The sequence below is a fragment of the Corynebacterium tuscaniense DNF00037 genome (assembly GCF_000759055.1).
Lineage (GTDB): Bacteria > Actinomycetota > Actinomycetes > Mycobacteriales > Mycobacteriaceae > Corynebacterium > Corynebacterium tuscaniense.
In genome coordinates this window covers 1-25,989 of the sequence record NZ_JRNG01000015.1, presented here as the reverse complement: position 1 = coordinate 25,989, position 25,989 = coordinate 1, and the positions used below count along the sequence as shown (strand labels likewise).

Sequence of the window (25,989 nt, the reverse complement as noted above, 5' to 3'; positions counted from 1 at the left end):
CAGAGAATGTTGAACTCGCTGACTACCACTGACTTCATTGATCCGGTCCATCCGGGGGAGGTGCTCCGGCTCGAGTTCTTGGATGGGTTTGAACTGTCGGGCCAGGCACTCGCGGAGGCCATTCATGTTCCTGCCGAGGTCGTGGATGATCTTGTGAAGGAGCGTCGCGGCCTGGATGCAGACTTAGCTATTCGTCTGGCTCGGTTCTTTAGTACGACTGAGGCGTTTTGGATGAATCTGCAGTCCAACTATGACCTGCGCGTGGGTCGAAAGGTGTTGGGTGACAGCATCAATGACATTGCGCCGTTGGAGTCGGCCTAACATTCACATCCGGTTCTTGGTGCGCGCGGTGGCCTGCGCGGTCCAGGGGTCTTCGGGCCAGGGGTGTTTGGGGTAGCGGCCGCGCATTTCTTTGCGCACATCGTGGTAGGGGCCGTTCCAGAAGCTGGCCAGGTCGTCGGTCACCGCGAGTTCGCGCCCAGCGGGGGAGAGGAGGTGGAAAAGTACAGGTACATTGCTTATCGACGCACCCCCCACCATCCCAAAACACTCCTGCAACTTCACCCGGACGACGGGCCGCCCAGTGGAGTAGTCGATGCGTGCGTGGGAGCCGGAGGGCACCGCGAGTTTTTCGGGGGCGAGTTCGTCCATTCGGGCTGCTTCGGGCCAGGGGAGTTGGCGCATGAGGGCGGCGTGCATGTCCAGGCTCTTGAGTGGCGTGCCGTTGGCTAGTTGTTGGATTTCGGGGGTGTAGTCGCCCTGGGTGACATCAGGCCAGGGCTCGCCGTGTTGGGCGTGGAGGAAGTCAAGGCGGTGTTTGAGAGCCTGGGCTTTCTCGGTGAGTGGGAATTGGTCGAAGGTGATGCCCGCCAGTGCTTCGGCGGCGTCGGCGGGGTTGAGGGTGACGGGCGTGGAGGTCAGTTCGATAGCACCGATGGCGGTGGTGCGGCGGGCGCGAACTTTGCCGTCAACGAGTGAGGCTGTTGTCTTTTCTTCGATGCGGTCCGTGGGCAGATCGGTGGGTGCGGCAGCGCGGATGATGGCACCGCTGCGGGTGAGTTGGACTTCGGCGGCGGCGATCCATTCGGTGGGTGTGATGCTGCTGTCCAAGGTGGCGCGGGTGCCGCTGGCAAGGAGGTATTCGCGCCCATCCAGTTGCTTGGCTACCCATTCGGGAAAGGCGGTGGCCACGACGTCGCCGGCGGGGACGGGTGCGGAAGTATCCACGAGCCGCGCCAACCTTTCCGTCACTTTCTTTGGCGCCCGTGCCCGGCTGAGATCCCCGCTGAGCCCCTCTGTGAGTGCGGCAACGGTGGGTGCCGCACCGGAGCCATAGCGCAGCAACGCGGTGCCTAGGCGGGGGTCCATCGGCATGGCGGCTAGGCGGCGGCCGTGGGAGGTGATGGTGTTGCTGTCATCGAGCGCCCCCAGCGCGCGGAGAGTGGCGTGCGCCGCGTCCAACGCTGCAGCCGGCGGCGGGGTGAGCAGTGGCAGGTCTGGGGACCCCCACGCCGCCATCGTCAGCGCCGCGGTGGTGAGATCCGCGGTGGTGATCTCCGGGGCGATATCGGCGGCGAAGTGTTGGTAGTCCGACTGGGAATACGCGCGCAGCACCGTGCCAGGTCCCAGGCGGCCAGCACGCCCGGCGCGCTGGTCCGCACTGGTCGTGGCAGCGGAGACGGTGACCAGTCCCGTCATGGCGCGGCTGGCATCGCGCCGGGGAACGCGGGAGAGACCAGCATCCACCACGCGGCGGACGCCCGGGACGGTGATGGAGGACTCCGCAATCGAGGTAGCCACCACCACGGGGGCATCCCCATCCAGCGCGACGTCTTGTTCGCGGGAGCTCAACCGGCCGTGCAACGGCGCGGCATCGGGCAGGTGGCTGCACACCAGCTCCACTTCGCGCACGCCCGGCACGAAGACGAGGGTGCGCTCCGACGGCGCAGACGGCGCACCACCAGCTAGCTCCGCCACGTGCTCGTAGAACTCTCGCGTGCCCTCCGCACGGCCGGGGTGCGGGTGGTAGCTCACTTCCAGGGGGTGAATCACGGCCTCGGTGGACACCACTTGCGCCCCCATGTGGTCAGCCAACGCTTGGGCGTCCAAGGTGGCGGACATGGCGGCCAGGTAGAGGTCATCGCGCAGGTAGGCCACCTCCACGAGCATGGCCAAGACCAGGTCGGTGTCTAGTTGGCGCTCGTGAACCTCATCGATCACCACCGCACCCACGCCGGTCAGTTCCGGATCTTTGAGCAGCCGGTTGAGCAACACACCCGGGGTGAGAAATTCCACGAGCGAGCCGTCTTTGTGTTCGCCGCGGATGGAGTAGCCGATGCGGGTGCCGAGGGGGGAGGCGTCGAGAAGCGAAAGGCGCCGCGCAGCCGCACGAACCGCAACGCGGCGTGGGGTGACAACCAGCGTGGTGCCGCGCACAAGGTTGCTGATCGCGGGTGGCACGAGCGTTGTTTTGCCTGTTCCTGGCGGCGCTTCGACCACGACGGGACCACGCGCGGGCAGCGAATCCACCATGCCCGCAACGGGCAGGCCCGCCCCGATGGCGGCGAGATCGAAGTGTGACACGCAGACAAATCTACATGCACACAAGAGTGGACAATTTTCCCTTTACTTCGCCGCGCGCGTGCTTTTAGGCTGAAAAACGAAGGGGGAAAACATGCTAATCAACACGTACACATTTCACTACCAACCAGACATCGATGACGCCTACTCGTTTCCTGTGGCGGTCATGGCCTTCAATTCGAAGGCGGGGGAGATAACCATTACCGCGCTCGATCCGGACCATCCGGCGGCGCCGTGGCAGCACGACGAGGTGGTCGTTGAGCACATCGAAGACATCATCAATGGGTTCGTCGAATCTGCGGAGAAGCGCATGCACATAGCTTCTTTGCTTCGCGACGGCTATCCCGTCGATCCCTACGGGCTCGACGGGATAGAAGAGGGATACCCAGTGGGCACCCTCACCCTGACGGAGAACCCGCCTCTGGTGGCGGAGGACACGAGGCAAGCAGTGGATTTGATGATGGACGGGTTCGTCCTCCCGTCACTGGGGTACTACCCGGAGATGTATGAAACGTTCACGGTGGACTACCGGCCGAATGAGGAGGAGCACTATCCGCTGATCGTGTGCACCTACGACGAGGAAAATGGGCGTCTAACCGGACGCACATTGGGGGATCCAAACCCATTCCTACCGCGCTTGTCGCGGCAACAGCGCCGGCAGATCGCGCGGGAGATGGGCAAATTCCTCAGCAAGATCCAGCGTGGGGATGCGCAGGCGGCGCTGGAAGGGCTCGACCGGCCGCGTTTCGGGGTGTTCAAACTGGACCACCACAGGGCCATGACGCCGGAGGAGGCCCTCGATTGGGCGGAGGAGACGCTGTGGGACCTGTATGCCGACAAGGTCGACGTAGACGACTTCATCGATGAGGAGAAAGCAAGCTAGCGGCCGGGGGATAGACTCAGCTGCATGGCTGAGAACAAGATCGCAGTAGTCACCGGTGGTTCCGCCGGTATTGGGGAGGCCACGGCCCGCGCGCTGGCCGCCGACGGCTGGACCGTTTACGTTGCTGCCCGCCGCGCTGAGGAGTGTGAGCGCATCGCTGCCGAAATCGGTGGCGTGGGTGTGGGGTTGGACGTGACGGATCAGGCCAGCGTCGACGAGCTCGCGGCCCGGCTGGACCGCGTGGACCTGCTGGTCAACAATGCGGGCGGCGCGCGCGGCCTGGACTTCCTGCGTGATGCCAACCCGGAGGATTGGGACTGGATGTATCAGACCAACGTCATGGGCACGATGCGCATGATCAAGGCGCTGTACCCGCAGCTCGTGGCGGCGGAGGGGCTGGTGGTCAACGTCGGCTCCATCGCCGGGTGGGACGCGTACCCGGGCGGCAGCGGCTACAACGCCGCCAAGTTCGGGTTGCGCGCCATCACACGTGCTTTTCGACGTGAAGAGCAGTCCACCCCCATCCGCATCACCGAAATCGACCCAGGCCGGGTGAAAACGGACTTCTCCATCAACCGCTTCGGCGGCGATACCGAACGTGCCGCGGCGGTCTACGAGGGCAAACTCAATCTCACCGCTGAGGACATCGCGGAGGCGATCCGCTGGGTGGCGTCGCTGCCGAAGCACGTGAACATCGACACGATGAACATCATGCCGACGGATCAGGCCGAGCGCTAAACCCAGGTAGACGCAGGTAGACCATGACTATTTCCACATACGTGGCGCTGGTGGGCATTTGGGTTGCCGCCATCGCCAGTCCTGGCCCGGACCTAGTGCAGATCATCCGGTTGGGAGCCAAGTCCCGTGCCATCGGCGTGGCCTGCGCCGTGGGCATCATGCTGGGTAACACCGTCTGGATCGCGGCGTCGCTCCTAGGCCTGAGCGCTCTGATCAAGGCGGTGCCGGAGATCCTCGCGGTGCTGCAGCTCATCGGCGGCATCTACCTGATGATCATGGGTGTGGGGGCTATACGTGCCGGTCTTTCAGCGCAGAAACTCCAGGTCGCCGAATCGGGCGCCGAACAGGCCCGCGCGCAAGCAAACAGCAAAGAACACACCACCGCCCAAGCCCTGCGCATCGGGGTGTACACCAACCTGTCCAACCCCAAGGCGGTCCTGTTCTTCGGTGCCGTGTTCGCCCAGTTCATCACCCCGGGCATGGGGTGGGAGTGGATGCTGCTCATCCTGATCACGCTGGTGGTCATTGGGTTTGGGTGGTTCGTGGGGTTTGCGGTGCTCGTCGATAAGCTGGCTAGCTTTTTGGCGCGCTGGGGGCACGTGGTGGACCTGGTTACGGGCCTTGTCTTTGTGGCGTTGGCCGTGTGGATGCTTGTCGGTGCTTTCCAAGTAGTGTTAAGGGCATGATTCTTACCACTACTCCGACCGTTGAGGGTCGCACGATTGTTGAGTACATGCGCATCGTCGGCGGTGAGACCATCACCGGCATGAACATGTTCAAGGATATTGGCGCGGGTTTCCGCAACATGGTTGGTGGCCGCGCGAGCTCGTGGGAGGCGGAGCTGGTGTCTGCCCGCGATAGTGCGCTCAATGAGTTGTGGGAGCGCGCCCGCCAGATCGGTGCGGATGCCGTGGTCAGCGTTGAGTTGGACTATTCGCCGATGGGTGCGGATGGGTCGATGATGCTTGTCGCCGCCACCGGCACAGCTGTCAGGCTGGGTTAATGGAAGTTGAGATCAACGGCGAGAGCATTAAGCTCGGCCAGTTTCTTAAACTCGTGAACTTGGTGGAATCCGGTGGTCACGCCAAGGAAGTCATCGCTGATGGCCTTATTTATGTCAACGGTGAGCCCGCCTCATCGCGGGGCCAATCGCTTATCGACGGCGACGTCGTCTCCGTCCCTTCCACCGGCGACTCCGTGACCATCGTGGCCGATGGTGCTAGCCCTGTTGAACGGAGGAACGATTAAACCATGCCTGCTTTTGAAGCCCAGCCGGGAATGCCCTACTGGATTGAACTGGCTACTACGGAGGCGCGAAAGTCCTCCTATTTCTATTCCCGGATTCTGGGGTGGGAGATGGGGGAGGCCGGTGACGATGATGGCTCTGCCAGTGATTACCGTGTTGCTCGCCTGCAGGGGATGCCGGTGGCGGGCATGGTGGAACAGGACTCCATGCCGGATACGTGGATGACGTACTTTTACACCACCGACATCGCTCGGGATTCTCAGCGGGTGGCGGAACTCGGTGGGCGCGTGCTCTCTGAACCGATGGAGGTGTCCCTAGGCACTATGGCGTTGTGCGCGGATGTTGCTGGGGGCTGGTTCGGGTTGTTCCAGCCCGCGGGGGAAGAAGCGTTCGTGGCGGCGGGGGAGCCGGGAACGCCGGTGTGGTACGAGTATGCGTCGACAAGCAATGTGCGCGCTGTCGCTGATTTTTACGGCGAGCTTTTTAGCTGGGACATTGTGGAAAATGAGGGCTACCTGCTGATCATGCAGGACGGTGCTGCGTTTGCGGGTATGTGGGATGCGTCCGGGCAGATTCCGGCAGACGTGCCGAGTTTCTGGAGCTCCTACGTGGGTGTGGCTAACATCGCGGAGACACGCATGAAGGTGCAGGAATTCGGTGGGGAGATCCTGCGTGGCCCGGAGAATTCTCCCTTCGGGCTGCTGCTCACCGTGGCTGACCCTAATGGTGCGGTGGTCACGCTGTGTGAGGTCGATGAACCTGTCGACGAGGACACCCTCGACGAGGCCGAGTCCATCCTGCACCTGTAGATAACCATGCGGGTGAAACGTTTAGCGGCGGTGGCCGCGTGCCTGGTGGTGGCGTTGGTGCCGGCTCCTGCAGTGGCGCTTGATGTGCTGCCGGGTGATCCTGGTGAGCGCACCGACCTTGCGGTGTACCACGATGATGGCCGCTGGACTGGCAGTCCTGGTGCGAAGGACGCCCGGCCGGCGCTGTCCTTAGCCAAGCTGTACCTCGGCTACTGGATCCTGCACAACGGGAAACCGGAGGATAAAGGCAAGGTGTGGCGGATGGTGCGTGCCTCCTCTGACGGCCTGGCGGTGGAGTTGGACCGCAAGTACCCGAAGGCTATCGATGCGGTGGCCAAGGAATTTGGGCTCACCGCCACGGTGAGTGCTGGCTACTGGGGGCGGTCGTCTACCTCCCCGTATGACATGGCCAAGTTCATCAACCTGGTCAAGGATGACCCGGTGGCCGAACCCATAGTCCGCGCGATGGCTAACCACACGCTGTATGCGGAGGATGGGTTCAAGCAGGATTTTGGAACGGATCGGTTGCAGGGGGTCATCGGGACCAAATTCGGCTGGTCGGATGACCGGTCAGGGGCGGTTGCGTCCGTGTCCTTCGGCCGGGATTTCGCCGTGGCCGCCATGACGTATGGGGATGTAGATGATCACACCGCAGACGTCTTGGAATGGATCGACCAGCCCGAACAGCAGCGTCGCTTCTTTCTGCCCGGTGGAGGTGACATCGGGCACGCCTCAGGTGATGGCACTGGTCTCACCGCGGTAATCCCATTGTGGCTCAATGTTCGTGGCCAGAAGCGCCCGGTGCCTACGCTGAGGCCCCTGGACGCGACCCGTTAGTCCACGCCTCTAGTCCACGCTGCGGAGGAAGTCCGCGATATCCCGTACCCGCCGGCGGTTCTCCGCCGGGGTAGCAATGCGGTGGGTGGAGTGGTACTCCGCCACCTGGACCCTGTCTTCGGCGCCGGTGGTGTCGGGGCGGGCAGCGATCTCGTCTTGCAGAGCCACCTGGAGGAGTGTTCTTGGCCACACGGTGGGGGAGGGTACGGTATGACCCCCGCGCAGATCCTCGGGCAGGTTGGCTACGGAGTCCAGGTCGGGGAAGGTGAGCACGAGGGCGTCGACCTCTGCCCTGGCTGCCGCGGAAGACGCAGCAGCCAGTGCCGCCAACGCGCCACCCGAGCTGTAGCCCCACAGCGTCACCGAAGCCGGTTCTTGGGAGCGTACGTAGCCGATGGCTTTGCGCACGCTGTCCAGGATCTCATCCAGGTCCGCCTCAGGGGCCAGCGGATGGTCCAAGTCCAGGATGGTGGTGCCGGACAGTTCTGCCGCCGCGGCCACCTCGGGGCGCCACTGCAGTTCCAGTGCCTGCCCGGAGCCGCGCCACCAGCCACCGGAGTGGAGGGATACCGCCCACCGGCCAGTGGGGGCAGTAGGTACGAAGATGCGCGCCGGGATGTCCACCTGACCGGGTAGGTCCGGTAGGTCAGACAACGCCGGTAGCTCGCGGGTCGTGCCGATGTTCATGCCGTAGGCCACGCCCGGCATGGTGTGGTCCAGGCCGGAGCCCAGCATGAGCATCGCGGCGTGAGTGATGCGGTCCGGAAGGTTGGCCACGTAGCGGTCCGCATCGCCTGGGTCGCCGCTGCCACCCTTCCACGGCGGGGTGAAGTCAGGCACCGGGTAGGTGGCATCCATGTAGCTGACTAGCTGCTCCAGCTGCTCCTTCGGCGGCAGTGTGCGCTCCACGCCGCCGACGTTGAAGTCCTCATTGCCCTGTTCATTGAGGGGGTAGGCGGTGTTGGAGGGGCCCGCCGGGAGGTCCTCCACTTCCGGTGCGGGTTCCGGGATGTGGCGCATGCGCTCTTGGCCGGCGCGGTAGTCCGGGGTGTTCATGGCTACCAGATCACCACCCTGTCTTTCTCAGGCACGAGGGTTTCAGCCGATGGGAAGGCCTCGTAGAACTCGGCGATGTTGCCGGCCACGATGTTGCAGCGGAACTCCGCCGGCGAGTGCGGGTCAATGGCCAGGTACTGCGCGGCCATTTCCGGGCGGATGGCGGTGCGCCACACCCGTGCCCAGGCGAGGAAGAGGCGCTGCAGGCCGTCGAAGTCCTGGCCGTCCACCTCCGCTGTTGCGCCGGGGGCGTGGAAGGTTTGCACCGGGCCACGCGGGTCGAGGCCGTGTTCGGCAAGGTAGTTCTTGTAAGCGATCACGGCGATGCCCAGGCCACCCAGGTCGCCGATGTTCTCACCGAGGGTGAACTCACCATTGACACCACGGGATTCACCGCGGCCCTCAAGCACGCTGGGCACGAGGCCTTCGTACTGCTTGACCAGTTTGGCGGTGAGCTCCTCAAACCGGGCGCGGTCCTCGTCGGTCCACCAGGAGTTGAGGTTCCCGTGGCCGTCGTAACGCGAGCCCTGGTCGTCGAAGCCGTGGCCGATTTCGTGGCCGATGACCGCGCCGATGGCACCGAAGTTCTCCGCCGCATCGGCTGCCGGGTCGAAGAACGGTGGCTGCAGGATCGCGGCTGGGAAGGTGATGTCATTGACCACCGGGTTGTAGAAGGCGTTGACGGTCTGCGGGGTAGCCACCCACTCGTTGCGGTCCGCCGGTTTGCCCACCTTGGCCACCTGGTAGTCATGCTCAAAAGCAGCACCGGCACGCACGTTGGCCACCAGGTCACCGCCTTCGCGGGAAAACTCAAGGCCCTCATAGGAACGCCAGGTATCCGGGTAGCCGATCTTCGCGTTGAACAGGCGCAGCTTCTCCAGGGCGCGTTCACGCGTCTCCGGCGACATCCACGGCAGGGTGGAAATGCGCTGCTCATAGGCATCCACGAGGTAGTCCACGAGCTTGAGCATCTGCGCCTTGGAATCCGCGGGGAAGTGCTTGTCCACGTACGCTTTGCCCAGATCCTCACCCACGAGGGATTCCGCCAGCGCCACGCCACGTTTCCACCGGTCGCGCTGCTCTGTTGCGCCGGAGAGCACGGTGCCGTAGAACTCGAAATTCGTAGCACCCACCTCCTCGGGCAGGACGCCTGCGCGGGAACGCAGGATGGCCCAGATGGACCAGAGTTTCCAGTCGGTCAGCGGGACGCTGATAAGCAGCTCTGCAAGCTTGTCGACGAACGACGGCATCATCACAATCACCCTCCCCTCCGGCAACCCGGAGGCTTTGAGGAGAGTCTGAATGATGTCGGGGAGTTCACCGAGCTCGGTCGGGTTGTAGGTTTTCAGCGAATCGCGCGAGGCAACGACGTCCCAGTGGTGGCTGGCGATCTGCGTTTCAAGCGCGACGACGCGCTCCGCGGCCTCGATGGGGGCGACGCCAAAGAGTTGCGTTGGATGGAAGAAGCCGAGCATCCGCGCAACGTGTTCGCGGTAGGCGGCCAGCGTCTCAGCATGGGCAGGCTCGCGGTAGTACGCCTCATCCGGCAGGCCCAGGCCCGACTGGATGAGGTAGGGCACCGCGGTATCCCCGAGGGAATCCTTCTCCACCCAGTAGGTCAGCGGAGCACCAACACCGGTGCGGTCCAGCTTGCCAAAGGCAGCGGCGAGCTCGGTGGGGGAGGAGACATCGATAAGCGCGAAGTCTACGTCGAGGGGGCACGTGCCCGCGAGGTTGATCTCGTCGGTGTCCATGAAGGAGGCGTACAGGTCACTGCCGAGGCCCGCGCCGTTTTCCACGATGGCGTGGACGTCTTCTTCCGCCTTGTCGCGCAGCGCGTGGAAGGTGCCATCCACACCCCGGTCGGACGGAATGACGTGGCTGTCCAGCCATGGGCCGTTGACGGTTTGGTAGAGGTCTTTCATACTGTTCTCCTTCTACTCTCTGGTCTTTTCGTACGGGTCGCGGATCTTCATGTCGGATGGGTGCCACACACCGGAGCGTGTCACCTTTTCATAGTCAATCTTCGCCGGCATCGGCTCCTCACCGCGCGAGTTGGTGCGCAGTGTGTAGCGGTGCACCGAACCCCAGTCCCGGCCCCAGTCTCGGTCAAGGTACCCCGGGATCTCGTAGGCGGAGTTGACTGCCTCCGATGTTGCCAGAGCGCCGCCGCCGAGGAAGTCCATGAAGTCAGACAGTTCCTCCTTACCGGGGGCGTCTGGGCTGATGCGGAACTGTGGGATCTCAGCTACACCGGCATAGTGGTTGAAGGTGCGGTGGCACGGGAATTGCAGTGCCACGGTCCAGTCCAGCAGGCCGGGGGTGTCTTCGTCGAAGACATCAGTGAGGTGCTCCAGCTTCGGGTTGCGCAGCGGAGTCACAGCCATCCACTCGTAGGGGTCGAGGTTGATGTCCTCACCGACGAGGCGCACCACGTTGGCGGAATCCGGCAGGTCAGCGATGGGGTAACGCAGGTTACGCCACTTGATGGCCGGGCCCGGATCAAGCATTTCTAGCTCACCGATGTCGCTGACAGAACCATCCTCATTGCGGGTGCCGTACTGCAGGGCGAGGGTTTGGCCTTTTTGTTTCACACCGTTGATGTCGTGGTGGGCAATGCGTCCGGCCACGGAGGTGACCAGCAGCGGCGCGTCCTCGGTGGCTTCAGGCAGCTCGTACCAGGCAGTTTTGAGTTCCGCGGTCGCCTGCGTGGATGCCGCGAAGCTGCCCACCACCGGCACGCGGTTGTAGTCCAGGTTGAACGGCAGGCGCACGGTGGAGCCGTTGACGCCAATCTGCTCAGCCGGACGGTTGCCCTGCGTGGTGGTGCGGGAGGTCGATTGCGCTTGCTCATCGTTCGGCTCAGCGTTTGCGTCATCGCTTGTCTGCGCATCCTGCACCACCTGCGTCTGCCCCATCGACCCAATATTCGGCACACCCTTGCGCTCCGAGTTGATGAAGGCGGGCACACCTCCCGGGTGGAAGCCACGGACCGTGCCGGATTCGAGCGAGCGGCCCAGGGGCACGCCGTCTACTGGGGTGAGGAAGGAATCATTCGTGTTTGCTTCCACCAACACGTCGCCAGACAGCTGGCACGTGTCGCCCTTGAGGGAGCGCAAGTTACCCAAACCCACGGAGTAGGCCGGCGCCTGCGTAGCAAAAGCTTTAACAAAAGTGAGGCAGGAGAAGGCGACGATAAGGATGCAGGCCACGGCAATCGGGGCTGTCATCGCCTGGCGCATACGGAGCGAGGCCACAGAGTCAGATTCTTTGTGGCGCTTACCCGACTTCTTCTCGCCCGACGAGCGCGAGAAAGACTGGTAGATGCCTACCGCCACGATGATGAGGGTAATGGCCAGCAACACCGATGCCGCCTCGATCCGCTTGACCTGCACGCTCTTGTCCCACCAGGGAACACTGAAGGAGGAGATGTACCACCAGGCGTTCGCGCCGGCAAAAGACAGCGCCAGAATAAAGGTGATAGCAGCCAACGCGAAGCTCCGCGCACGCGCGGAACGCGCCGTGATCTCCGACAGTGCCACCGCACCCAATGCGGCAGCCGCACCGGCCAAGCCCGCGTAGATACCAAAGTGGTGGGTCCACTTCGTCGGCGTGAACATGAGGAAGAACATGGACATGGCAAAGATAGCCAGCAAGCGCTGTGTCGGCGCCTTGTTCGCGCCGGGCACCGCGTCCCAACGGGTGAGCGCCCATAGCACCAAAGCCAGGCAGAACAGCAAGGTCAGCATGGCAAAACGACGGGCCAAAGAACCGTCCGCGCCAGGCTCAAAGAGGTTGGCGTAGCGGACGAACTCGTGGTACCACTCCAGCGCCGGGCCGACGTAGGAGCGCACCGAGGTGGACTCCAGTACCGCGGCCAACGTTTGGTCGTGGAAGACCGGCACCATCACGGCAAAACCAACAGCCAGGAATGGGGCAACTATGGCGGACAGCGGGGCGTAAACGCGGCGTTCGTTCACAATGCGCAGCACCTGCGGCAAGCACACGAGGAACACGCCCACTGCGGTGAGGCCGGTGGGGCCACACGCCAGGGTGAACGCCGCAAAGATAGTGCCCATCGCTGCCGGCAGCAGGCGGCGGGAGCTGATCGCCGACTCAAAGGAGGCCCACGTAGCAATGGCACCCAGCGCGATGATCGGCTCCGGGCGCAGGCCGTTGTCATACGGCAGCCAGAATGCCAGGAACATGAATGCCGCCGTCCAGTACGCCACGCGGCGGGTAGCAATTTTCTCACCCAGGCGCGGCAGGATCTCACGGGACAGAATCCACCAGATACAAATACCGGCGATCAGGGTTGGCAGGCGCATCCACGCCGAGGCCGTACTCACCTTCGCCAGAAGGGACAGCAGGTCATAGAACGGTGAACCAAACGGTGCTTCCGGCACGCCGTACCAGCGGTAGTAGTTGGCCATGTAGTCCGAATCATTAGCCACCCGCGCCATGGTGAGCAGGAAGCCATCATCAGACGTATTAGCGCCGAAGATATGCCAGAAACCAAGAACACCCAGCACAACACCATCAAGCGGTTTGAAGGTCTTCCATTCCGGGCGCAACAACGGCAGGCGGCGGCCATCCCGCAGATCAAGCTGTGCCAGCGCCCACAACGCCACCACGGCAGACAGAGTGCCCAGGATCATTGCCATCCACTTGATCACGGACGGGGAGGAGGTAAAGCGAGAGTTGATTTCAACGTGGGCGGTCAGTCCAGCGTCGACAAGCTCACGAGCCTTCTCCGTAGAAAGCTCCGTGTACATACCGGTGACCTGCGGGCGCATGTCATCTTTGGTTGTAGTGTCGTATTTGGTGCCCGGTGCATCAACGCGCACCATGTCACCATCAACCGTGATGCGCAGAGAACCGTCACGCATCTGCGAAACCTCGTCCGCATCCAGCTCAAAAATCACCTCGTTGAGCGTGGATACATTAATCCCGCCATCCTCCGGGGCGTTCACAAACAAGCCACGGTCCACAGCTTCCGTGGAATCCTCCGGCAACGTGGACAACACCGTGGTCTGTCCCGGATTCATCGCATCCACCACTGCCAATGGGACAGTGATGTCCAGCTTCTCCGGCGCCAAGGAAATCAACGGTGCATTCACCGCGGACAAATTCTCATCCTGCGGCCAATCGAAAGAAGACTGCACCTGCTTCACCGGCAAAAACGGCAAAGCAAAGAAGAAAATGAAGGCTAAAAGCCCCGATACAAGCGCGATGAGAGGAATCCTTTCCTCTATCGACTGGGGCTGACGTATCTCGTTCAAAATCTGAGTCATCTGCGTATATTTCTGCGTATTGTTGTGCCTACTCATCGGTTACGGACCACCACCACGAACGGACCAAACTGCTTCGTCGTCCAATCCGCGGAGTCAAAAGCATCCGGATTGAAGAAGAGGCCCTGGTAGCGGATATTAGGCTCACTGGGGAAAATGTCGTGAGCCACGTGCGTCTTCCAGGGGGCATCCTGGTCCTTCTCGCTACCGCGGAAGATGAACACATCGGGTGCCCGCCACGGTGCAGCATCAATCGCTGCAGTCATCGCCTTGGGGTCCTGCAACTGCTCGTAGGAGTCATGCGCCCACTGCGCGATGAGCTCATTGCGGGCCACGAACTGCCCAAGTGGGTTTGCATAGTGGCTGGTAAAGGCATTGAACCCGTGGTACGGGTGGTAGGCCAGGAAGTTGATCTCATCGGTGAACAGCACCGTCTCAGCCGGGTTGTAGCCCTGCTCTTGAATGAACTCGTGCATCTGCCCGTAATAACGGCCCACATCGGATTCACGGCGGTCAGCGCGCTGCCCATCACCATTCGTGTCGGTGTACGCCTGATCCAGGAAGACCTCATTCTTATCGGGAATCTGCTGCGCGTAACTCAGCATCGCCAGAGCCAAACCCAGATGAAACACACCGGTGAGCGTGCGGTTGGTGCGTTCGCTTAAACCAGTGGGGTAGAGGCGGGTAACGCCGGTGAGGCGGAGGTCGATGAGGGCGAGCACACCGGTCGTCGATAAGAGCACTGCGATGAGAACCTCAACCCGGAACCCGAGCAGCGTTGTGCCAACAAGCGTGATCACCATCGAGGCAACCACCCACACGTAACACACGGCTGTTGCAATACCCAGGGCGGTGAACTCAGGCTCACGGTGCCTCACGATGATGTACAGCAACCCCACGAAGCAGAGCACACCCACCAAAGTCAGGTGGAAGAACGGCAACGGAACCGTCGTGCCCTGCGACGGCAGGAAGTGCTGCGCCGCCGACGACACCTCCTCAGATGCCGTGAACAGTGCCCGCAGGTACGGGCCCCACGCCAGCAAAGCAATACAGATCGAACCGACACCCATGACAAAAAGGTGCACAAACGGTGTCAGAGTGCGCTTGCCCCGCCCCATCGCAATGAAAGCAATGAACGCGAAGGCAATCATCGTCGCAGCCATAATGCCTGTGTACAACGTGTAAAAACATGCCGACGCACCCAGATACAGCGACACAGCAATTGTCGACGTCCACGAGCCATACATCGCCCGATACCCCAACACCGCCGCCGCCGGAACACCCATGGCCACCACCGCGGCATAGGGCTCCTCCGGCACCATCGTGAGAATCACCGCGGTAGTAACCAACGCAATAGACGTCGCCGCAGGCAAAGAACCAGTGAGCTTGCGCCACAACGGCACCAACGCTGAACCCGCCGCCGCCAAAGACACCAACGCCCACGGCTGGTACACCTCCCAGCCCGGCATATTCAGCACGTTGGCCATGCGGCCACCCAGCCAGAACCAGCCGATGGGGTAGAAGGACGGCAAATCCACGTAGTTCATGTCCTGGTTAGACATGGTCTCCGTCATCCGGGTAAGGAACTGGATGCGGAAACCCTGATCAACCTGGATGCCATCCAAGTACAGCTTGGTGGCGGACAGCGGAATAGCCACCGAAGAAACCACCAGACCCGCCGGCGCAAGCCCACACACTGCCTCAGTGAGCAGCCGGCGCCAGGTGGGCCGCTTCTTACTGCTCGAGCGGTCCTGTATCCACAGCCACAACAGGAAAGTCACAACAATGAGGACAAGCAGCGAACCCGCCGTGGCCAACGCCCGTGTCACCATAGACACGTTGAACGCCGCCAGGGTCACCCGCTTCAACACAAAAAACGCCAGAAGCGCTAGAAAGCCCCCGGCCACAGCGGCGACGACGAAGCGCACAATGGCGCTCGACGTGCTCACCGGGTCAGGGGCAAAAGCCTGAAAATGCGGCTTCTCACGGTCCTGAGTTTTGGTTTTCGTGCCAGGTTCAGCCGCATCACTGTCCGCCACAGCGACCCCGCCTTCAGCGGTGTCGAGTGGTTCGTTGTTGTCCTCGGGGCGCACTGTCATAGGTGACAGTCTCCCACAAAAGCCTCATTAAACGGACATTGAGCAGACGAGATAGCGGGCTTGTTTAGAAACTGAGTTTGCGCATGATCGGCGCCGGAATGTGCTGCAGCACAAGGGAGATCGGACCGAAGAGCTTATGCACGAACACGTTGGGCTTGCCCGCCAGTGCAGCGGACACAGCGGCCTTAGCCACATCTTCCTTATTCACCGTCAGGGGTGCTTCATCCAGCCCCTCAGTCATCTTGGTACGCACCTGGCCCGGGCGAACCACGGTCACCGTCACACCGGAATCACGCAGTGCCTCACCAAGCTGGGTGTAGAAGCCGTCCATGCCGGCCTTGGTGGCGCCGTACACGAAGTTGGAACGGCGCACCTTCATGCCAGCTACTGAACTCAGCGCGATGATCTTGCCGTGGCCCTGCTCCTTGAATTTCTGGCCCAGCAGCACACCGACGGACACCGGTGCGGTGAAGTTCGTCTGCGCCGAAGCAACAGCAGCTTCCTGGTTCTGCCAGAGTTCTTCCTGGTCACCCAAAGTGCCGAAGGCGACGATGGCGATATCCACGTCACCTTCCGCAAATGCCGCATCAATCACAGCCGGGTGGGTGGCGGTGTCAAATGCGTCGAAGTCAATTAAGCGCACCTCGCCGGCCCCGTGGGAGGTTACTTCCTCCACCGCCGCGTTCAAGCGCGGGGAGTTTTCACGGGCAGCCAGCGTGACGGTGGGGTTGCCGCCACGTTTGACCAGTTCATCCACAATCGCGAGACCGATTTCTGACGTGCCGCCGAGCAGCAAAATGTGTTGTGCTTGTCCTACAGCGTTAAGCATTGTGTTCTTTTACCTTTTCTTGTTGTGGGGCCGAACCGTTGCTGTGAACTAGTTCAGCTCCAAGCGGCGGGACATGTCGGAGGCGAACACCCCGGTCGGGTCGATGGCGCGGCGGGAATCCAGCCAGTTGCCCATCTCGGGGTACATCTTGTGGAAGTTCTCCGCGGAGGTGCGGGATTCCTTAGCCAAGTAGAGGCGGCCACCGAATTCCATGACCTGATCGTCGAGGCGGTCCAGGAAGGCGTACAGGCCGTCACGGATGGGGAAGTCCACGCACACGTTCCATCCACGCATTGGGTAGGACAGCGGCGCACGGTTGCCTTCGCCGAAGAGCTTGAACACGTTGAGGGCGGTGTAGTGGCCGGATGCCTGAATGTCGTAGATGATCTGCTTGAACGGTTCCACCGCATCCGTAGGAACCACGAACTGGTACTGCAGGAAGCCAGCCTTGCCGTAGCCACGGTTCCACTCCGCGATCATGTCCAGCGGCTGGTAGAACTGCGTCAGGTTCAAAATGTCATTCGTGCTGGGGGAACCCATGCGGTAGTAGGCCTCACCGATGGCCATGAGGGACAGCTTGTTCATGGTCCAGGAGGGGAAGATGTCCGGCACTGTCATCAACTGTGGGGCGGAGAACTTCAACGGGTTCTTAGCCAACTTCGGCGCGTACTCTTCCAGCTGTGCCAAGGTGGCTAGCGAACCACGAGAGATGGTGGAACGGCCGGTCTTTGGCGGTGCGGAGATCGCATCAAACCAGGCAGAGGAGTAGGTGTAACCCTCTTCTTGGCCGTGGGAGTGCTCCTCAATTGTCTCGTCCAAGGTTTTGGTGCGCACCGTGTCGGAGATGAAGTAGGCGGTTTCCGTGCGGGTCATCTTGATGCGTGCGCGCAGGATGATGCCGGTCAGCCCCATGCCGCCAACGGTTGCCCAAAACAGTGTGCCGTCCGGGTCATCGGCGGAGCCTTCCGGCTCAAGGTGCAAAACGCGCCCATCAGCCACGAGCAGCTCCATCGAAACCACATGGTCACCAAAAGAACCAGCGGAGTGGTGGTTTTTGCCGTGAATATCCGGGCCGATTGCGCCACCGATGGTTACCTGGCGGGTGCCCGGTAGAACCGGAACCCACAGGCCGTAGGGCAACGCCGCCTTCATCAACTGGTCCAGCGTCACGCCAGCATCCACATCGACGATCGCTGTTTCCTCGTCGATCGAGTGAATCGTGTTGAGCGGTTGCATATCCACGACGAGTCCGCCGCCGTTTTGCGCCGGATCACCATAGGACCGGCCCATACCGCGCGCGATAACGCCGCGGCGCTTGTGTTCAGGCAGCGTGGAGTTCTCATCCGCGATCTGAGCCACTGCTTTCTTAATGATGTCAACGTCAGCGGTGGCAAGAACCTGCGCTGTCGACGGGGCGGTACGGCCCCAGCCATGCAGCGATTGAGTGGTGGTGATCAAATCCATACGCCCAAGCCTACTCGGGGAAGTCGCGTTGGGGTGGGCCTAGAGCTCCATGATCTCCCGGATGCGCGCTGGGAGTTCTTCCTGGCTGGTGATCACCGGTTTTCCTGCTTCTTTGTGCGCACGCAATTCGTCATAAACAATGCCTCGGCTCGTGCTGTCCAGGATGGGAAGTTCTTGGGCAATAAGGCGCGCCATGAAATCATCCAGTGGCACGTTGACCAGCTGAGCAGAAATATGTGGGGTGTCTTCGGAATTGGCCATGTGCACAGCCTACTTGGCTGAGTCTGCCCGCTAAGATGGCGCCCATGACGGAGACTATTCAGGAGATCACGGGCGAGACTCGCGTTGACTACAACGCGTTGGATAACACCACTGGGGGTCGCCTTATCCAGGCGGCGTTCGCTGGGGCGTTCACGGCGGTGCCGGATTACGTTCACTCCACTCCGGCACGCGTGGCGTCGTGGGTGGGTATCGCTGCTGCGTTCACGGGGACAGTGGCTGCGTTCAATGCTTTTGATGAGGATCCGCGTAATGATCTCACGGCCACCGTCGAGCGCACCTCCGGCACGGGTAGCCCGGCCAAAACCTGGGGGCTTCTAGCCGGTGGTGCTGCACTGCTCATCGGTAGTATTCGCCTGGGTATTGCGGTGGAGAAGAAAATGGCAGAAGGCCTGCGCCGCCGTGGAGTGAAGCGCCCATACACCCTGCTTGGCGCGGGGGGTGCCGCCTTGTTGTTTGCGGCGACGGAACTTGAGGCGCGCTCCACAACAGCCTGAATCTCATTAGGATGGGGCCATGCCTAGCACGCTGCACCGCCTGCACCGCCACCATCAGGTGGCGCCTGTCGTCGATATCGATGCAGCACGTGTCTGCCTCCGCGGGGACCAGGCCATCCGTGCACGCACGGTGTTGGTTCGTTGTGCCACCCAACGGACGGATGAGGAGATCATCCGGTACCTCGGTGTGGATGCGGGCAGCACGCTCGAGGACCTGCAGGTGGCCCTCGAGATTTCCTTTGCTGTCCCCGGCCATACCTCTGCCCCCGCGCGGTTTACCCGGGAGGAAGATGACAGTGGCCGTCTGGATCTGGGTGCCACAGTCGGCGATTACCTTGCTGAACTCGGGGACGCTCTCTATTTCCACTGGGGTTTGTGGCGGTTCTCCCTTTTGCTCAGTGATGTTTTTCCGCGCGATGCCGGTGCCGCGCATTTGTTGTGCGTAGCCGGTGACGGGGATTTTGGTGGGCAGCCTTTCGATATTGCGGCCATTAATGAACAGCTGCAGGATCTCACCGGGCACGAGTAGTTCGAGCACGGCGTCGCCCGCCAACTTCTGCGGCGCGCGTGAGAAAGGTAAGGTTGTCCGGCGTGTCATCGAAGGCTGAAACAACCACCGGCGCGAAGCAGCAGCTCGTGCGGTTCATTATCGTCGGCGTTTTTTGTGCGGTGCTCGATTTCGGGCTGACGTATCTGCTCACACATGCCGTGGGGCTCGATCGGGTGACCGCGAAGATCTTCGGCTGGTGCCTTGGCACCGCCGCAGCGTACCTGTTGAACTCGAAGTTCACGTTCGAAGCGAAGATCACGGGCAAGCGTGCTCTTGCCGTTTTTGTGCTGTACTTGTCCACCCTGGGTGTGCAAACGTTCCTGTATTGGGTCACCGATGCTCCGCTCATCGCGCTGGGCCTGGTCGATCCATGGAAGGACGGCGTGTCCTTCGTCATCGCTCAAGGCGTGGCCACCGTGACCAACTTTGTGTTGCAGCGCGTGCTCATCTTCAACGAGCCACCGCGCGTGCTTATCGACGAACCCCCGACCCGCTAACGCGAACCCGCCCCCGGTCGCTGGAAGTCCTCGTTCGCGCCCATGCGTAGGAGCTTGAGCCACTCCTTGAATTCCGCCGGGCTGCGACGCTGAATGAGGAAGAACCAACCAAAGCGGACGAGTTCCTGCAGCTTCATCTTCTGCATGCCGCGCTGGTTGATGATGTAGCCGCGGTTGCGGTAGGTGAAATACCGCTTCGAATCATTATCCGGCCACTGGGCATGCGCGCGGCCGCCCATGATCGGGTGGAACTCCGCCGAACCGTCCGGGTGCAGGTACGCCGTGGTCAATGCCGTGCCGTAGTTCATGCCGGATTGGGCTAATCGACGGTGGTACTCCACCTCATCACCCCGAATGAACAGCCGATAGTCCGGCACACCGATACGTTCCATCGCCTTCGCACTGATCAGCGCACCATTGAACAAGCTGGCGTAGTGGGGCAGGAAATCCCCCTCAAGTTCATCCCGGCGGCGGTGCCATGTCAGCCCCTGGCGCAGGGGGAAGGCGAGCTTATTTGGGTCCTCGATGTTGCACACCACTGGGGAAACCTCCGCGAGCTGCTCGCGTTGCGCCACCCGGTATAGCGTCTCCAGAACATGCTCGTCGGCCGGGCGGCCATCATCGTCAGCGCACCAAATGGCATCCGCACCCAGGGCCAAAGCGTGAAGGAAGCCGTAGGCAAAACCGCCCGCGCCACCCAGGTTCGTCCGCGACGACAAGTAGACCGCTTTATCGCCCGCCAGTTCAGTGAGGAGTTCGCGCACCGCATCCTCAGCACCGTTATCCACCACGACCACCCAGTCCACTGGGTGCGTCTGCTGGACCACCTGCTCCAACGAATACCGAAGCAGCTCCACCCGCTTATGCGTCACGATCACCGCCGCCGTTGTGCCCTGCGGATTCAACGTTGCATCGTCGTTGGCTTCGGCGTTGTCACGAGGACTTTCAGCAGCGGAACTCATGCGCCCTATTCTGCCACGCGTCCACGCCAGCACCAGACATGGTCGCTGCTATGTCCGTGCCCCACCGGGATTGTCACCGATGTTGCGCCAGAGGGCGCTGATGATGACAACGGTGATTAAGTAGCCGCTGACCGCATAGTTGAAAAACCCGCTACTCATCCCATCGCTGAGGACGTCGTAGACGAGAAAAACAGGTGCTAGCAAAACCATCACGACCAAAAAACGGTATGGAGAAAGCACCCTCTGTGTAGAGGAAACGTAGATGAGGTACCCCACTGCCATGATGCACAAGGAGATGAATAGCGCGACCACTGCGCCAAAGACGACATAGATCATATTGCTCCCTGATATTTAGGGGCCGCCATGATTTTCATGGCGAACCGATGAGAACTAGTGGACCGAGCTGTCTGTATTATATTCACATTGTGTACTGCGTAAATCGGGGGATTAGTAGCGGGTGCTTTCGCAAAAATAGACCGCTTAGTACGGTTTCTTGTAGGCCATCAAGACAGAGCGGTCTATAAGTAAACAGCCGAAAGGAACTACAGCATGTCTACCATTCTCTCCGTCACCTTCGACAACCCCAACGACTTCTCTGACCCGCAGGTTCGCGAGGGTCTTTCCCAGGGCGTTCCGGGTCTGCAGCAGCTGCCGGGCCTGATCTGGAAGGTGTGGACGACCAAGCCCGGCGAAGGCCTCGCAGCGTCCTTCTACCTCTTCGACACCCTCGAAAGTGCAAAGAACTGGGGCGACGGTCCTCTGCACGAATCGCTCCACCAGCTCGGTGCCTCCAACGTGAATGTGCAGTACTGGGAGGTTGAAGAAGAATTCTCCAAGCAGACCTTCGCCACCCTTGAACGCGCGAACAACTGACGAGTACTCACACACAGCGAAGAACGGGAGCGAAAATGACCACCACGATCTCTGACGTACAAACAGTGACCATTCCGCAGTCCGCAAAGGACTTCGGTCTGCTTGAAGCGCTCGTCGGACGCCGCTCGCGGCGCTTCGGTCTCGGCATGACCATTCCAGATGGCCCTTTGGCATACGCGTCGAATTTTGAGCCCTATCCGCTTAGCGACGACGAACGCGCACTTCTTGCCTTCGCGGCCATCGGTGTGACCGGCTTCAACCTTGGTATGCCACACACCGCTTCCGGCGACTCGGATAAGGGTGCAAACTATATCGTGCGTTATACCGGACGCACTACACCGTCGGGTGCCGGCATGGAGTCTAGCGAGATCCTGATCACGGATGATTCCGGCACCTACATCTCCCAGACCAGGAGCCTTACCTCCGAGCAGGTAGCGGAGATTTCTGCATCACGCGACCTTGAAGAGCTCGTGGGTCACGCACGGAACTACCTGGTCAAGCTTTCAGACGAGCCTGTGCGCCTTCCGCCTGACCACACTTTTGTCAATAAGCACAATTTTTGGGTAGCGCTCCAGCCCGGTACTACGCTGATCGCGCCGATTATCGACGCCACAGAGGGCGCCATCAACCTCCTCACCATGCTGTCTGGAGAAGGGTTCGTGCTGTGGGATGAGGTGACCGACACCGCCGTCGGCAAGCCTGAAAAGCTCATAGAGCAGGGCTTGCTCAATCCGGAGGCGAAGCTACCGTTGTCCTACTTCGAGGCATCGGTGAGCACCCTCAGCCACGACGAACTCAGCCTCATCCCGTACAACGCACAACTCGCACTGCAGGCCGCTGGCCTCGGCGGATGGCTGTTCGGGGGCATTAATCACGACGCGTTGCTGGGCGGCTTCGCAGAGCACGGGGTACCAGGCTTTGGGTTCACCTACACCCAAGCTGGCCCCTTGAAGGTTCCAAACCCTGTGGGCCTACCCGGCTACTTTGAAACCCTCGCCGCCCCGTTCTCCGCCACTCCCCGCGAAGCGGTGGAAACCTTCGTGGCGCGCAAGTTTGGCCCGGCCGGCATCTTCGATACAGGGGCTGGCCCGTACAAGGATCAACGCGGCATCACTTCCCAGGTGCAGCGCTTCACTGACGAGCAAATTGATTACTTCATCAGCGTCGTTGAAGACGTCACTGAACGCGACGGCCGCTTCCCCGGCAAGAGTCCGAGCGTGGTCACCGGCATCTACACTCAGGCAACACACGTGGACCCGGAGTATTACGCGAAGTTCCACCACGACGATGCGCTGCTGGACACGCACCGCCAGCACTTCCACGACTGGCACGGTGGGCAGGAGCCCACGCGCCGGAGGTAGGCGTTTTAGGCAGTGGAGTCGTCCTCATCGAAGCGGGTGAGAAGGTCCCGGACGTACTGGCCGGCTTCGGGGCCTTCGTAGGCTTCCACCACGTCGTCCACAAGCCCGGCCTGGCGGATCTGGCCTTTATCAATCCACAGGGCGGTGTTGCATAGCTGTGCCAGGAAGTCGTTGGAGTGGGAGGCGAAGACGAGGATGCCGGAGCGCTCCACCAGCTCCGCCAGGCGGACGCGGGCTTTGGCCATGAATGCGGCATCGACGGCGCCGATACCTTCGTCGAGCAGCAGGATCTCGGGCTCAATGGAGGTGACCACACCCAGGGCAAGACGCACGCGCATGCCGGTGGAGTAGGTGCGCAGGGGCATATTCAGGTAGTCACCCAGCTCAGAGAACTCCGCGATCTCATCGATCTTCGCCTTCATCTGCTTGCGGGTCTGACCGAGGAAGAGGCCACGGATGATGATGTTTTCGTACCCGGAGATCTCCGGGTCCATGCCCACGCCCAGGTCGAAGACGGGGGCGACGCGGCCCCGCACGTCCGCAACCCCGCGGGTGGGCTCGTAGATCCCGGACAGGAGGCGCAGCAGCGTGGACTTGCCGGCACCGTTGTGGCCAACCAGGCCCACGCGGTCGCCTTCACGCAGGTGCAGGTTGATGTCCTTGAGCGCTTCGACGACGACGGTGTTGGAGGCATTTTTGCCAATCGCTCCGCCGGCGGAGCTCATCACGGCTTTCTTAAGGGAGCGGGACTTGGCGTCAAAAATAGGAAAGTCAACGCAGGCGTTGTAGGTGTCAATGGATACCATCCGAAAATCCTTTCTGTGGCGGTGACGCCGTTACACCCAGTAGGGGACCCGGTAGCGCCATTGGCGCATGACAACGAGTGCGACCAGCAGCCCGACAACAGTGAACGCGAGCACAATCCACCAGTGGTAGGCGGCCACGTCCTTGCCAATGAGGGGTGCGCGGACGATCTCAAGGTAGTGGTACAGCGGGTTGAGCTCAGCGATGCGGGCGCGTTGTGCGACATCGCCATCCTGCTGTTTGAGGGTCTCCGTGGTCCACACGATCGGCGTGACATAAAACAGCAGCTGCACCAAAGCTTCAAGCAGCGGCGCCACATCACGGAAACGCGTAGCGACGATGCCAAACAGCATGGTCACCCACACCCCATTCAGCACCAACAGTGCAAACCCAGGAACGAACAACAACGCTTTCCAGCCGAGATCAAGCCGGAAGACCAGCACCAAGATGAGCCAAATGACCATGTTGTGTGCGAAGAACAGAATCTGGCGCCACACCAGGCGATACACATGCACCGACAGGGCAGAGGGGAGCTGATTAATCAGCCCCTCATTCTCGATGAAGACGTTCGAGCCGTCCTTGATGCACCCGGAGATGAAACCCCACACGATGAAACCCACCGTCACGTGTGGCAGGAACTCCCGCACAGAAATCTGGAACAGCATCGAGTACAGCAAACCCAACGCCAAAGCCATCACACCGGTGGCAATGGTGATCCACAGCGGACCCAGGGTACTGCGGCGGTAGCGCTGCTTGATGTCCTGCCAACCGAGCTGGAGCCACAGTTCATACTGGCCCCATCCGCGCGCAAGATCACGGGCTGCCGCACCAAAGGTTTGGGACGTGGATGCCGGGGTGTTGTCGTCGGGGCCGGACGTCATGCGGGAGACGTCGGCAAGCAATTGCTTGTTGTCGTGCACGAGTATCACCCTAGCGTGAGCTGCCAAAAAACCGGATACGGGGGCGATGATGCGCAGCGCACCACTGGCAGGCATAATTATTGCGAATGTATAGCGAGGTATGGAAAGTCCCCGCAAGAAGAACCTCAAAGAATGTGGGGAAGGAGTGGGTCAGTGGCATACGATGTCGCCAGCGTGCGTGGCCTGTACACCTCCCTGTCTGACGGGTGGACGTACCTCAACGCACACGATTGCCCGCAGATCCCGGAGCGCGTCTCCGCAGCGGTAGCACGCTCCTTCCGTCTAGCCCCCTCCGTACCCGTACCAGAGGGACACACCGGGTCGCATTCGCTCAAAACACTGGGGCGACCGGAGGCAGATAACCTCCTGGAAGGGGCACGTCACGCGGTAGCGGATCTCGTCGGTGCCGGCGCGGAATGCGTGGTGCTCGGCCCGAATCTTCCGGTGTTGTACTCAGCACTCGTCGCAGCGATGGGCCCACAATTCAGGTCAGATTCCACGCTCGTTGTCAGCCCGCTTGACCGACCTGAAATCACTGCGGCGCTGAACACCGCCAATGTTCAGGTGCGTGAAGCACACGCGGACTTGGGCACCGGGGAAGCACCCGCCTGGCAGTACCAGGAGCTGGTGGACGGCACAACGCGCCTCGTCTCCCTCCCCGCGGCACACCCCCAGCTGGGCGCCGTCACCGACGTGGCCGGCATCGTAGACGTGGCCCGCGGCAGATCCCGCGCCTGGGTAGTCGTAGACGCCAGCGCCTACGCGCCCTACTACTGCGTCAACTTTGATGACTGGGGAGCAGACATCATCGGTGTAGACCTTGGCCAACTCGGCGGACCGCAGCTATCGGCACTGGTCTTCCGTGACAGCGCCATGTTCAACCGGCTCGCCACCGATCCGCTGCGTATGGCTGGGTTTGGCGTCGCGCCGGGTCTCGCCGGCGGTGCACCAACGCTGGTGGACCACCTGGCCAATTTGGAGCCTGCACCGGAAGGCCGCAGCACGCGTCGCGCACGACTCATCGCATCCATGGACGAACTGTCCTCCTACCTGCGTGGCCTCCGGGATGACCTATATACCTTCCTGGGTACATGGCCGGACGTGCACATTCTCGGCGCATCGGGTGAAGCCGCCGCGGGAGCCAACATGGAGCGTCTACCGCGCCTCACCTTCGGCGTGCAAGGCGTGCCCGCAACAACGGTGCATGAGCGCCTCTTCGACAACGGCATCATCACCACGCTGACCACTCCCACACCGCTGCTCACGGACATGGGGCTGGAAGAAATGGGTGGCGCCGTCACCGTAGGCCTCGGGCCGTTTAACACCTATGCCGACATTGAGCAGCTCATCCGCGTGGTGGCCTCCCTCGCCTAGTGGTCGACTAATCGTCGACCACTAGGACTATTTGTGTTAT

Annotated in this window: 26 protein-coding genes; 14 read left to right on the top strand and 12 right to left on the bottom strand. The window is 61.6% G+C overall.

The window, feature by feature from the left end; genetic code table 11:
- Positions 1 to 6 precede the first annotated feature (6 nt).
- Positions 7 to 321, top strand: coding sequence for a HigA family addiction module antitoxin (locus HMPREF2129_RS04405; RefSeq protein WP_034663681.1), 315 nt, complete (start codon positions 7 to 9; stop codon positions 319 to 321).
- Positions 322 to 324: 3 nt separating this feature from the next.
- Here the strand turns inward: HMPREF2129_RS04405 and HMPREF2129_RS04400 are convergent, their stop codons facing one another.
- Positions 325 to 2,532, bottom strand: coding sequence for an ATP-dependent RNA helicase (locus HMPREF2129_RS04400; protein ID WP_052092756.1), 2,208 nt, complete (start codon positions 2,530 to 2,532; stop codon positions 325 to 327).
- A gap of 142 nt (positions 2,533 to 2,674) precedes the next feature.
- On the opposite strand from HMPREF2129_RS04400, the gene HMPREF2129_RS04395 reads away from it, so the two are divergent.
- The 7 genes from HMPREF2129_RS04395 to HMPREF2129_RS04365 are packed head-to-tail and all read left to right on the top strand — an operon-like array spanning position 2,675 to position 7,093.
- The gene (locus HMPREF2129_RS04395) at positions 2,675 to 3,463 is read left to right on the top strand and encodes a hypothetical protein (protein ID WP_034663676.1); all 789 of its coding nucleotides are present in this window, start codon (positions 2,675 to 2,677) and stop codon (positions 3,461 to 3,463) included.
- A gap of 24 nt (positions 3,464 to 3,487) precedes the next feature.
- Complete coding sequence (locus tag HMPREF2129_RS04390) at positions 3,488 to 4,201, top strand: SDR family oxidoreductase (protein WP_034663674.1); 714 nt, start codon at positions 3,488 to 3,490, stop codon at positions 4,199 to 4,201.
- 23 nt (positions 4,202 to 4,224) lie between these two features.
- Entirely contained in the window at positions 4,225 to 4,887 is a 663-nt protein-coding gene (locus HMPREF2129_RS04385; RefSeq protein WP_034663672.1) for a LysE family translocator, read from the top strand.
- Positions 4,884 to 5,204, top strand: coding sequence for a heavy metal-binding domain-containing protein (locus HMPREF2129_RS04380; RefSeq protein WP_034663669.1), 321 nt, complete (start codon positions 4,884 to 4,886; stop codon positions 5,202 to 5,204). The genes HMPREF2129_RS04385 and HMPREF2129_RS04380 overlap by 4 nt, the downstream gene beginning before the upstream one ends.
- Complete coding sequence (locus HMPREF2129_RS04375; RefSeq protein WP_034663666.1) at positions 5,204 to 5,449, top strand: RNA-binding S4 domain-containing protein; 246 nt, start codon at positions 5,204 to 5,206, stop codon at positions 5,447 to 5,449. Before HMPREF2129_RS04380 ends, HMPREF2129_RS04375 begins: the two co-directional genes overlap by 1 nt.
- A 3-nt stretch (positions 5,450 to 5,452) precedes the next feature.
- Entirely contained in the window at positions 5,453 to 6,256 is an 804-nt protein-coding gene (locus HMPREF2129_RS04370; protein WP_034663664.1) for a VOC family protein, read from the top strand.
- A gap of 6 nt (positions 6,257 to 6,262) precedes the next feature.
- Positions 6,263 to 7,093, top strand: a complete 831-nt coding sequence (locus tag HMPREF2129_RS04365) for a hypothetical protein (protein WP_052092741.1) — start codon at positions 6,263 to 6,265, stop codon at positions 7,091 to 7,093.
- 9 nt (positions 7,094 to 7,102) lie between these two features.
- On the opposite strand, the gene HMPREF2129_RS04360 is transcribed toward HMPREF2129_RS04365, so the two are convergent.
- The 7 genes from HMPREF2129_RS04360 to HMPREF2129_RS04330 all read right to left on the bottom strand — a co-directional run bounded on the left by HMPREF2129_RS04360 (position 7,103) and on the right by HMPREF2129_RS04330 (position 18,093).
- Positions 7,103 to 8,113 (bottom strand): alpha/beta hydrolase fold domain-containing protein, encoded by a 1,011-nt coding sequence (locus HMPREF2129_RS04360; RefSeq protein ID WP_034663716.1) that lies wholly within the window; start codon positions 8,111 to 8,113, stop codon positions 7,103 to 7,105.
- Positions 8,114 to 8,151: 38 nt separating this feature from the next.
- Entirely contained in the window at positions 8,152 to 10,074 is a 1,923-nt protein-coding gene (locus HMPREF2129_RS04355) for a M13 family metallopeptidase (protein WP_034663661.1), read from the bottom strand.
- 12 nt (positions 10,075 to 10,086) lie between these two features.
- The gene (locus HMPREF2129_RS04350) at positions 10,087 to 13,479 is read right to left on the bottom strand and encodes an arabinosyltransferase domain-containing protein (RefSeq protein ID WP_232218097.1); all 3,393 of its coding nucleotides are present in this window, start codon (positions 13,477 to 13,479) and stop codon (positions 10,087 to 10,089) included.
- Positions 13,476 to 15,539 (bottom strand): galactan 5-O-arabinofuranosyltransferase, encoded by a 2,064-nt coding sequence (locus HMPREF2129_RS04345; RefSeq protein ID WP_084576542.1) that lies wholly within the window; start codon positions 15,537 to 15,539, stop codon positions 13,476 to 13,478. Before HMPREF2129_RS04345 ends, HMPREF2129_RS04350 begins: the two co-directional genes overlap by 4 nt.
- A 64-nt stretch (positions 15,540 to 15,603) precedes the next feature.
- Positions 15,604 to 16,368 carry a decaprenylphospho-beta-D-erythro-pentofuranosid-2-ulose 2-reductase gene (locus tag HMPREF2129_RS04340; RefSeq protein WP_034663656.1) on the bottom strand — a complete coding sequence of 255 codons (765 nt, stop codon included), beginning with the start codon at positions 16,366 to 16,368 and terminating at the stop codon, positions 15,604 to 15,606.
- Between the two features lie 48 nt (positions 16,369 to 16,416).
- On the bottom strand, positions 16,417 to 17,832 hold the full coding sequence (locus HMPREF2129_RS04335; RefSeq protein ID WP_034663653.1) for an FAD-binding oxidoreductase: 1,416 nt from the start codon (positions 17,830 to 17,832) through the stop codon (positions 16,417 to 16,419).
- Between the two features lie 39 nt (positions 17,833 to 17,871).
- Positions 17,872 to 18,093: a hypothetical protein gene (locus HMPREF2129_RS04330; protein ID WP_034663650.1), complete on the bottom strand. Its 222-nt coding sequence runs from the start codon at positions 18,091 to 18,093 to the stop codon at positions 17,872 to 17,874.
- A gap of 44 nt (positions 18,094 to 18,137) precedes the next feature.
- Between HMPREF2129_RS04330 and HMPREF2129_RS04325 the strand changes: the two genes are divergently transcribed.
- The 3 genes from HMPREF2129_RS04325 to HMPREF2129_RS04315 all read left to right on the top strand — a co-directional run bounded on the left by HMPREF2129_RS04325 (position 18,138) and on the right by HMPREF2129_RS04315 (position 19,655).
- On the top strand, positions 18,138 to 18,608 hold the full coding sequence (locus tag HMPREF2129_RS04325) for a hypothetical protein (protein WP_232218096.1): 471 nt from the start codon (positions 18,138 to 18,140) through the stop codon (positions 18,606 to 18,608).
- Positions 18,609 to 18,627: 19 nt separating this feature from the next.
- Positions 18,628 to 19,137 carry a hypothetical protein gene (locus tag HMPREF2129_RS04320; RefSeq protein WP_052092735.1) on the top strand — a complete coding sequence of 170 codons (510 nt, stop codon included), beginning with the start codon at positions 18,628 to 18,630 and terminating at the stop codon, positions 19,135 to 19,137.
- Between the two features lie 62 nt (positions 19,138 to 19,199).
- Positions 19,200 to 19,655, top strand: a complete 456-nt coding sequence (locus tag HMPREF2129_RS04315) for a GtrA family protein (protein WP_034663648.1) — start codon at positions 19,200 to 19,202, stop codon at positions 19,653 to 19,655.
- Here HMPREF2129_RS04315 and glfT1 read toward each other — a convergent pair.
- A complete protein-coding gene (glfT1, locus tag HMPREF2129_RS04310; RefSeq protein WP_052092732.1) occupies positions 19,652 to 20,617 on the bottom strand; it encodes a galactofuranosyltransferase GlfT1 in 966 nt (321 codons plus the stop codon). The genes HMPREF2129_RS04315 and glfT1 overlap by 4 nt on opposite strands.
- A gap of 48 nt (positions 20,618 to 20,665) precedes the next feature.
- On the bottom strand, positions 20,666 to 20,953 hold the full coding sequence (locus HMPREF2129_RS04305) for a hypothetical protein (protein ID WP_034663645.1): 288 nt from the start codon (positions 20,951 to 20,953) through the stop codon (positions 20,666 to 20,668).
- 213 nt (positions 20,954 to 21,166) lie between these two features.
- On the opposite strand from HMPREF2129_RS04305, the gene HMPREF2129_RS04300 reads away from it, so the two are divergent.
- Together HMPREF2129_RS04300 and HMPREF2129_RS04295 are read left to right on the top strand one after the other, a co-directional pair.
- The gene (locus HMPREF2129_RS04300; protein WP_034663641.1) at positions 21,167 to 21,490 is read left to right on the top strand and encodes a YdhR family protein; all 324 of its coding nucleotides are present in this window, start codon (positions 21,167 to 21,169) and stop codon (positions 21,488 to 21,490) included.
- 35 nt (positions 21,491 to 21,525) lie between these two features.
- Entirely contained in the window at positions 21,526 to 22,851 is a 1,326-nt protein-coding gene (locus HMPREF2129_RS04295) for a hypothetical protein (protein ID WP_034663638.1), read from the top strand.
- 5 nt (positions 22,852 to 22,856) lie between these two features.
- Here HMPREF2129_RS04295 and wzt read toward each other — a convergent pair whose 3' ends face one another.
- Positions 22,857 to 23,657: a galactan export ABC transporter ATP-binding subunit Wzt/RfbE gene (gene wzt / locus HMPREF2129_RS04290; protein ID WP_034663636.1), complete on the bottom strand. Its 801-nt coding sequence runs from the start codon at positions 23,655 to 23,657 to the stop codon at positions 22,857 to 22,859.
- Between the two features lie 30 nt (positions 23,658 to 23,687).
- Positions 23,688 to 24,536, bottom strand: coding sequence for a galactan export ABC transporter permease subunit Wzm/RfbD (gene wzm / locus HMPREF2129_RS04285; protein ID WP_052092747.1), 849 nt, complete (start codon positions 24,534 to 24,536; stop codon positions 23,688 to 23,690).
- A 192-nt stretch (positions 24,537 to 24,728) separates the two neighbouring features.
- On the opposite strand from wzm, the gene HMPREF2129_RS04280 reads away from it, so the two are divergent.
- A complete protein-coding gene (locus HMPREF2129_RS04280) occupies positions 24,729 to 25,949 on the top strand; it encodes an aminotransferase class V-fold PLP-dependent enzyme (RefSeq protein WP_232218095.1) in 1,221 nt (406 codons plus the stop codon).
- Positions 25,950 to 25,989 lie beyond the last annotated feature (40 nt).

Excerpts from the sequence above, each read along its gene's own strand:
- HMPREF2129_RS04405 (WP_034663681.1), top strand. The coding sequence starts at position 7 with ATGTTGAACTCGCTGACTACCACTGACTTCATTGATCCGGTCCATCCG.
- HMPREF2129_RS04400 (WP_052092756.1), bottom strand. The coding sequence starts at position 2,532 with ATGGTGGATTCGCTGCCCGCGCGTGGTCCCGTCGTGGTCGAAGCGCCG.
- HMPREF2129_RS04395 (WP_034663676.1), top strand. The coding sequence starts at position 2,675 with ATGCTAATCAACACGTACACATTTCACTACCAACCAGACATCGATGAC.
- HMPREF2129_RS04390 (WP_034663674.1), top strand. The coding sequence starts at position 3,488 with ATGGCTGAGAACAAGATCGCAGTAGTCACCGGTGGTTCCGCCGGTATT.
- HMPREF2129_RS04385 (WP_034663672.1), top strand. The coding sequence starts at position 4,225 with ATGACTATTTCCACATACGTGGCGCTGGTGGGCATTTGGGTTGCCGCC.
- HMPREF2129_RS04380 (WP_034663669.1), top strand. The coding sequence starts at position 4,884 with ATGATTCTTACCACTACTCCGACCGTTGAGGGTCGCACGATTGTTGAG.
- HMPREF2129_RS04375 (WP_034663666.1), top strand. The coding sequence starts at position 5,204 with ATGGAAGTTGAGATCAACGGCGAGAGCATTAAGCTCGGCCAGTTTCTT.
- HMPREF2129_RS04370 (WP_034663664.1), top strand. The coding sequence starts at position 5,453 with ATGCCTGCTTTTGAAGCCCAGCCGGGAATGCCCTACTGGATTGAACTG.
- HMPREF2129_RS04365 (WP_052092741.1), top strand. The coding sequence starts at position 6,263 with ATGCGGGTGAAACGTTTAGCGGCGGTGGCCGCGTGCCTGGTGGTGGCG.
- HMPREF2129_RS04360 (WP_034663716.1), bottom strand. The coding sequence starts at position 8,113 with ATGCGCCACATCCCGGAACCCGCACCGGAAGTGGAGGACCTCCCGGCG.
- HMPREF2129_RS04355 (WP_034663661.1), bottom strand. The coding sequence starts at position 10,074 with ATGAAAGACCTCTACCAAACCGTCAACGGCCCATGGCTGGACAGCCAC.
- HMPREF2129_RS04350 (WP_232218097.1), bottom strand. The coding sequence starts at position 13,479 with ATGAGTAGGCACAACAATACGCAGAAATATACGCAGATGACTCAGATT.
- HMPREF2129_RS04345 (WP_084576542.1), bottom strand. The coding sequence starts at position 15,539 with ATGACAGTGCGCCCCGAGGACAACAACGAACCACTCGACACCGCTGAA.
- HMPREF2129_RS04340 (WP_034663656.1), bottom strand. The coding sequence starts at position 16,368 with ATGCTTAACGCTGTAGGACAAGCACAACACATTTTGCTGCTCGGCGGC.
- HMPREF2129_RS04335 (WP_034663653.1), bottom strand. The coding sequence starts at position 17,832 with ATGGATTTGATCACCACCACTCAATCGCTGCATGGCTGGGGCCGTACC.
- HMPREF2129_RS04330 (WP_034663650.1), bottom strand. The coding sequence starts at position 18,093 with ATGGCCAATTCCGAAGACACCCCACATATTTCTGCTCAGCTGGTCAAC.
- HMPREF2129_RS04325 (WP_232218096.1), top strand. The coding sequence starts at position 18,138 with ATGACGGAGACTATTCAGGAGATCACGGGCGAGACTCGCGTTGACTAC.
- HMPREF2129_RS04320 (WP_052092735.1), top strand. The coding sequence starts at position 18,628 with ATGCCTAGCACGCTGCACCGCCTGCACCGCCACCATCAGGTGGCGCCT.
- glfT1 (WP_052092732.1), bottom strand. The coding sequence starts at position 20,617 with ATGAGTTCCGCTGCTGAAAGTCCTCGTGACAACGCCGAAGCCAACGAC.
- HMPREF2129_RS04305 (WP_034663645.1), bottom strand. The coding sequence starts at position 20,953 with ATGATCTATGTCGTCTTTGGCGCAGTGGTCGCGCTATTCATCTCCTTG.
- HMPREF2129_RS04300 (WP_034663641.1), top strand. The coding sequence starts at position 21,167 with ATGTCTACCATTCTCTCCGTCACCTTCGACAACCCCAACGACTTCTCT.
- HMPREF2129_RS04295 (WP_034663638.1), top strand. The coding sequence starts at position 21,526 with ATGACCACCACGATCTCTGACGTACAAACAGTGACCATTCCGCAGTCC.
- wzt (WP_034663636.1), bottom strand. The coding sequence starts at position 23,657 with ATGGTATCCATTGACACCTACAACGCCTGCGTTGACTTTCCTATTTTT.
- wzm (WP_052092747.1), bottom strand. The coding sequence starts at position 24,536 with ATGACGTCCGGCCCCGACGACAACACCCCGGCATCCACGTCCCAAACC.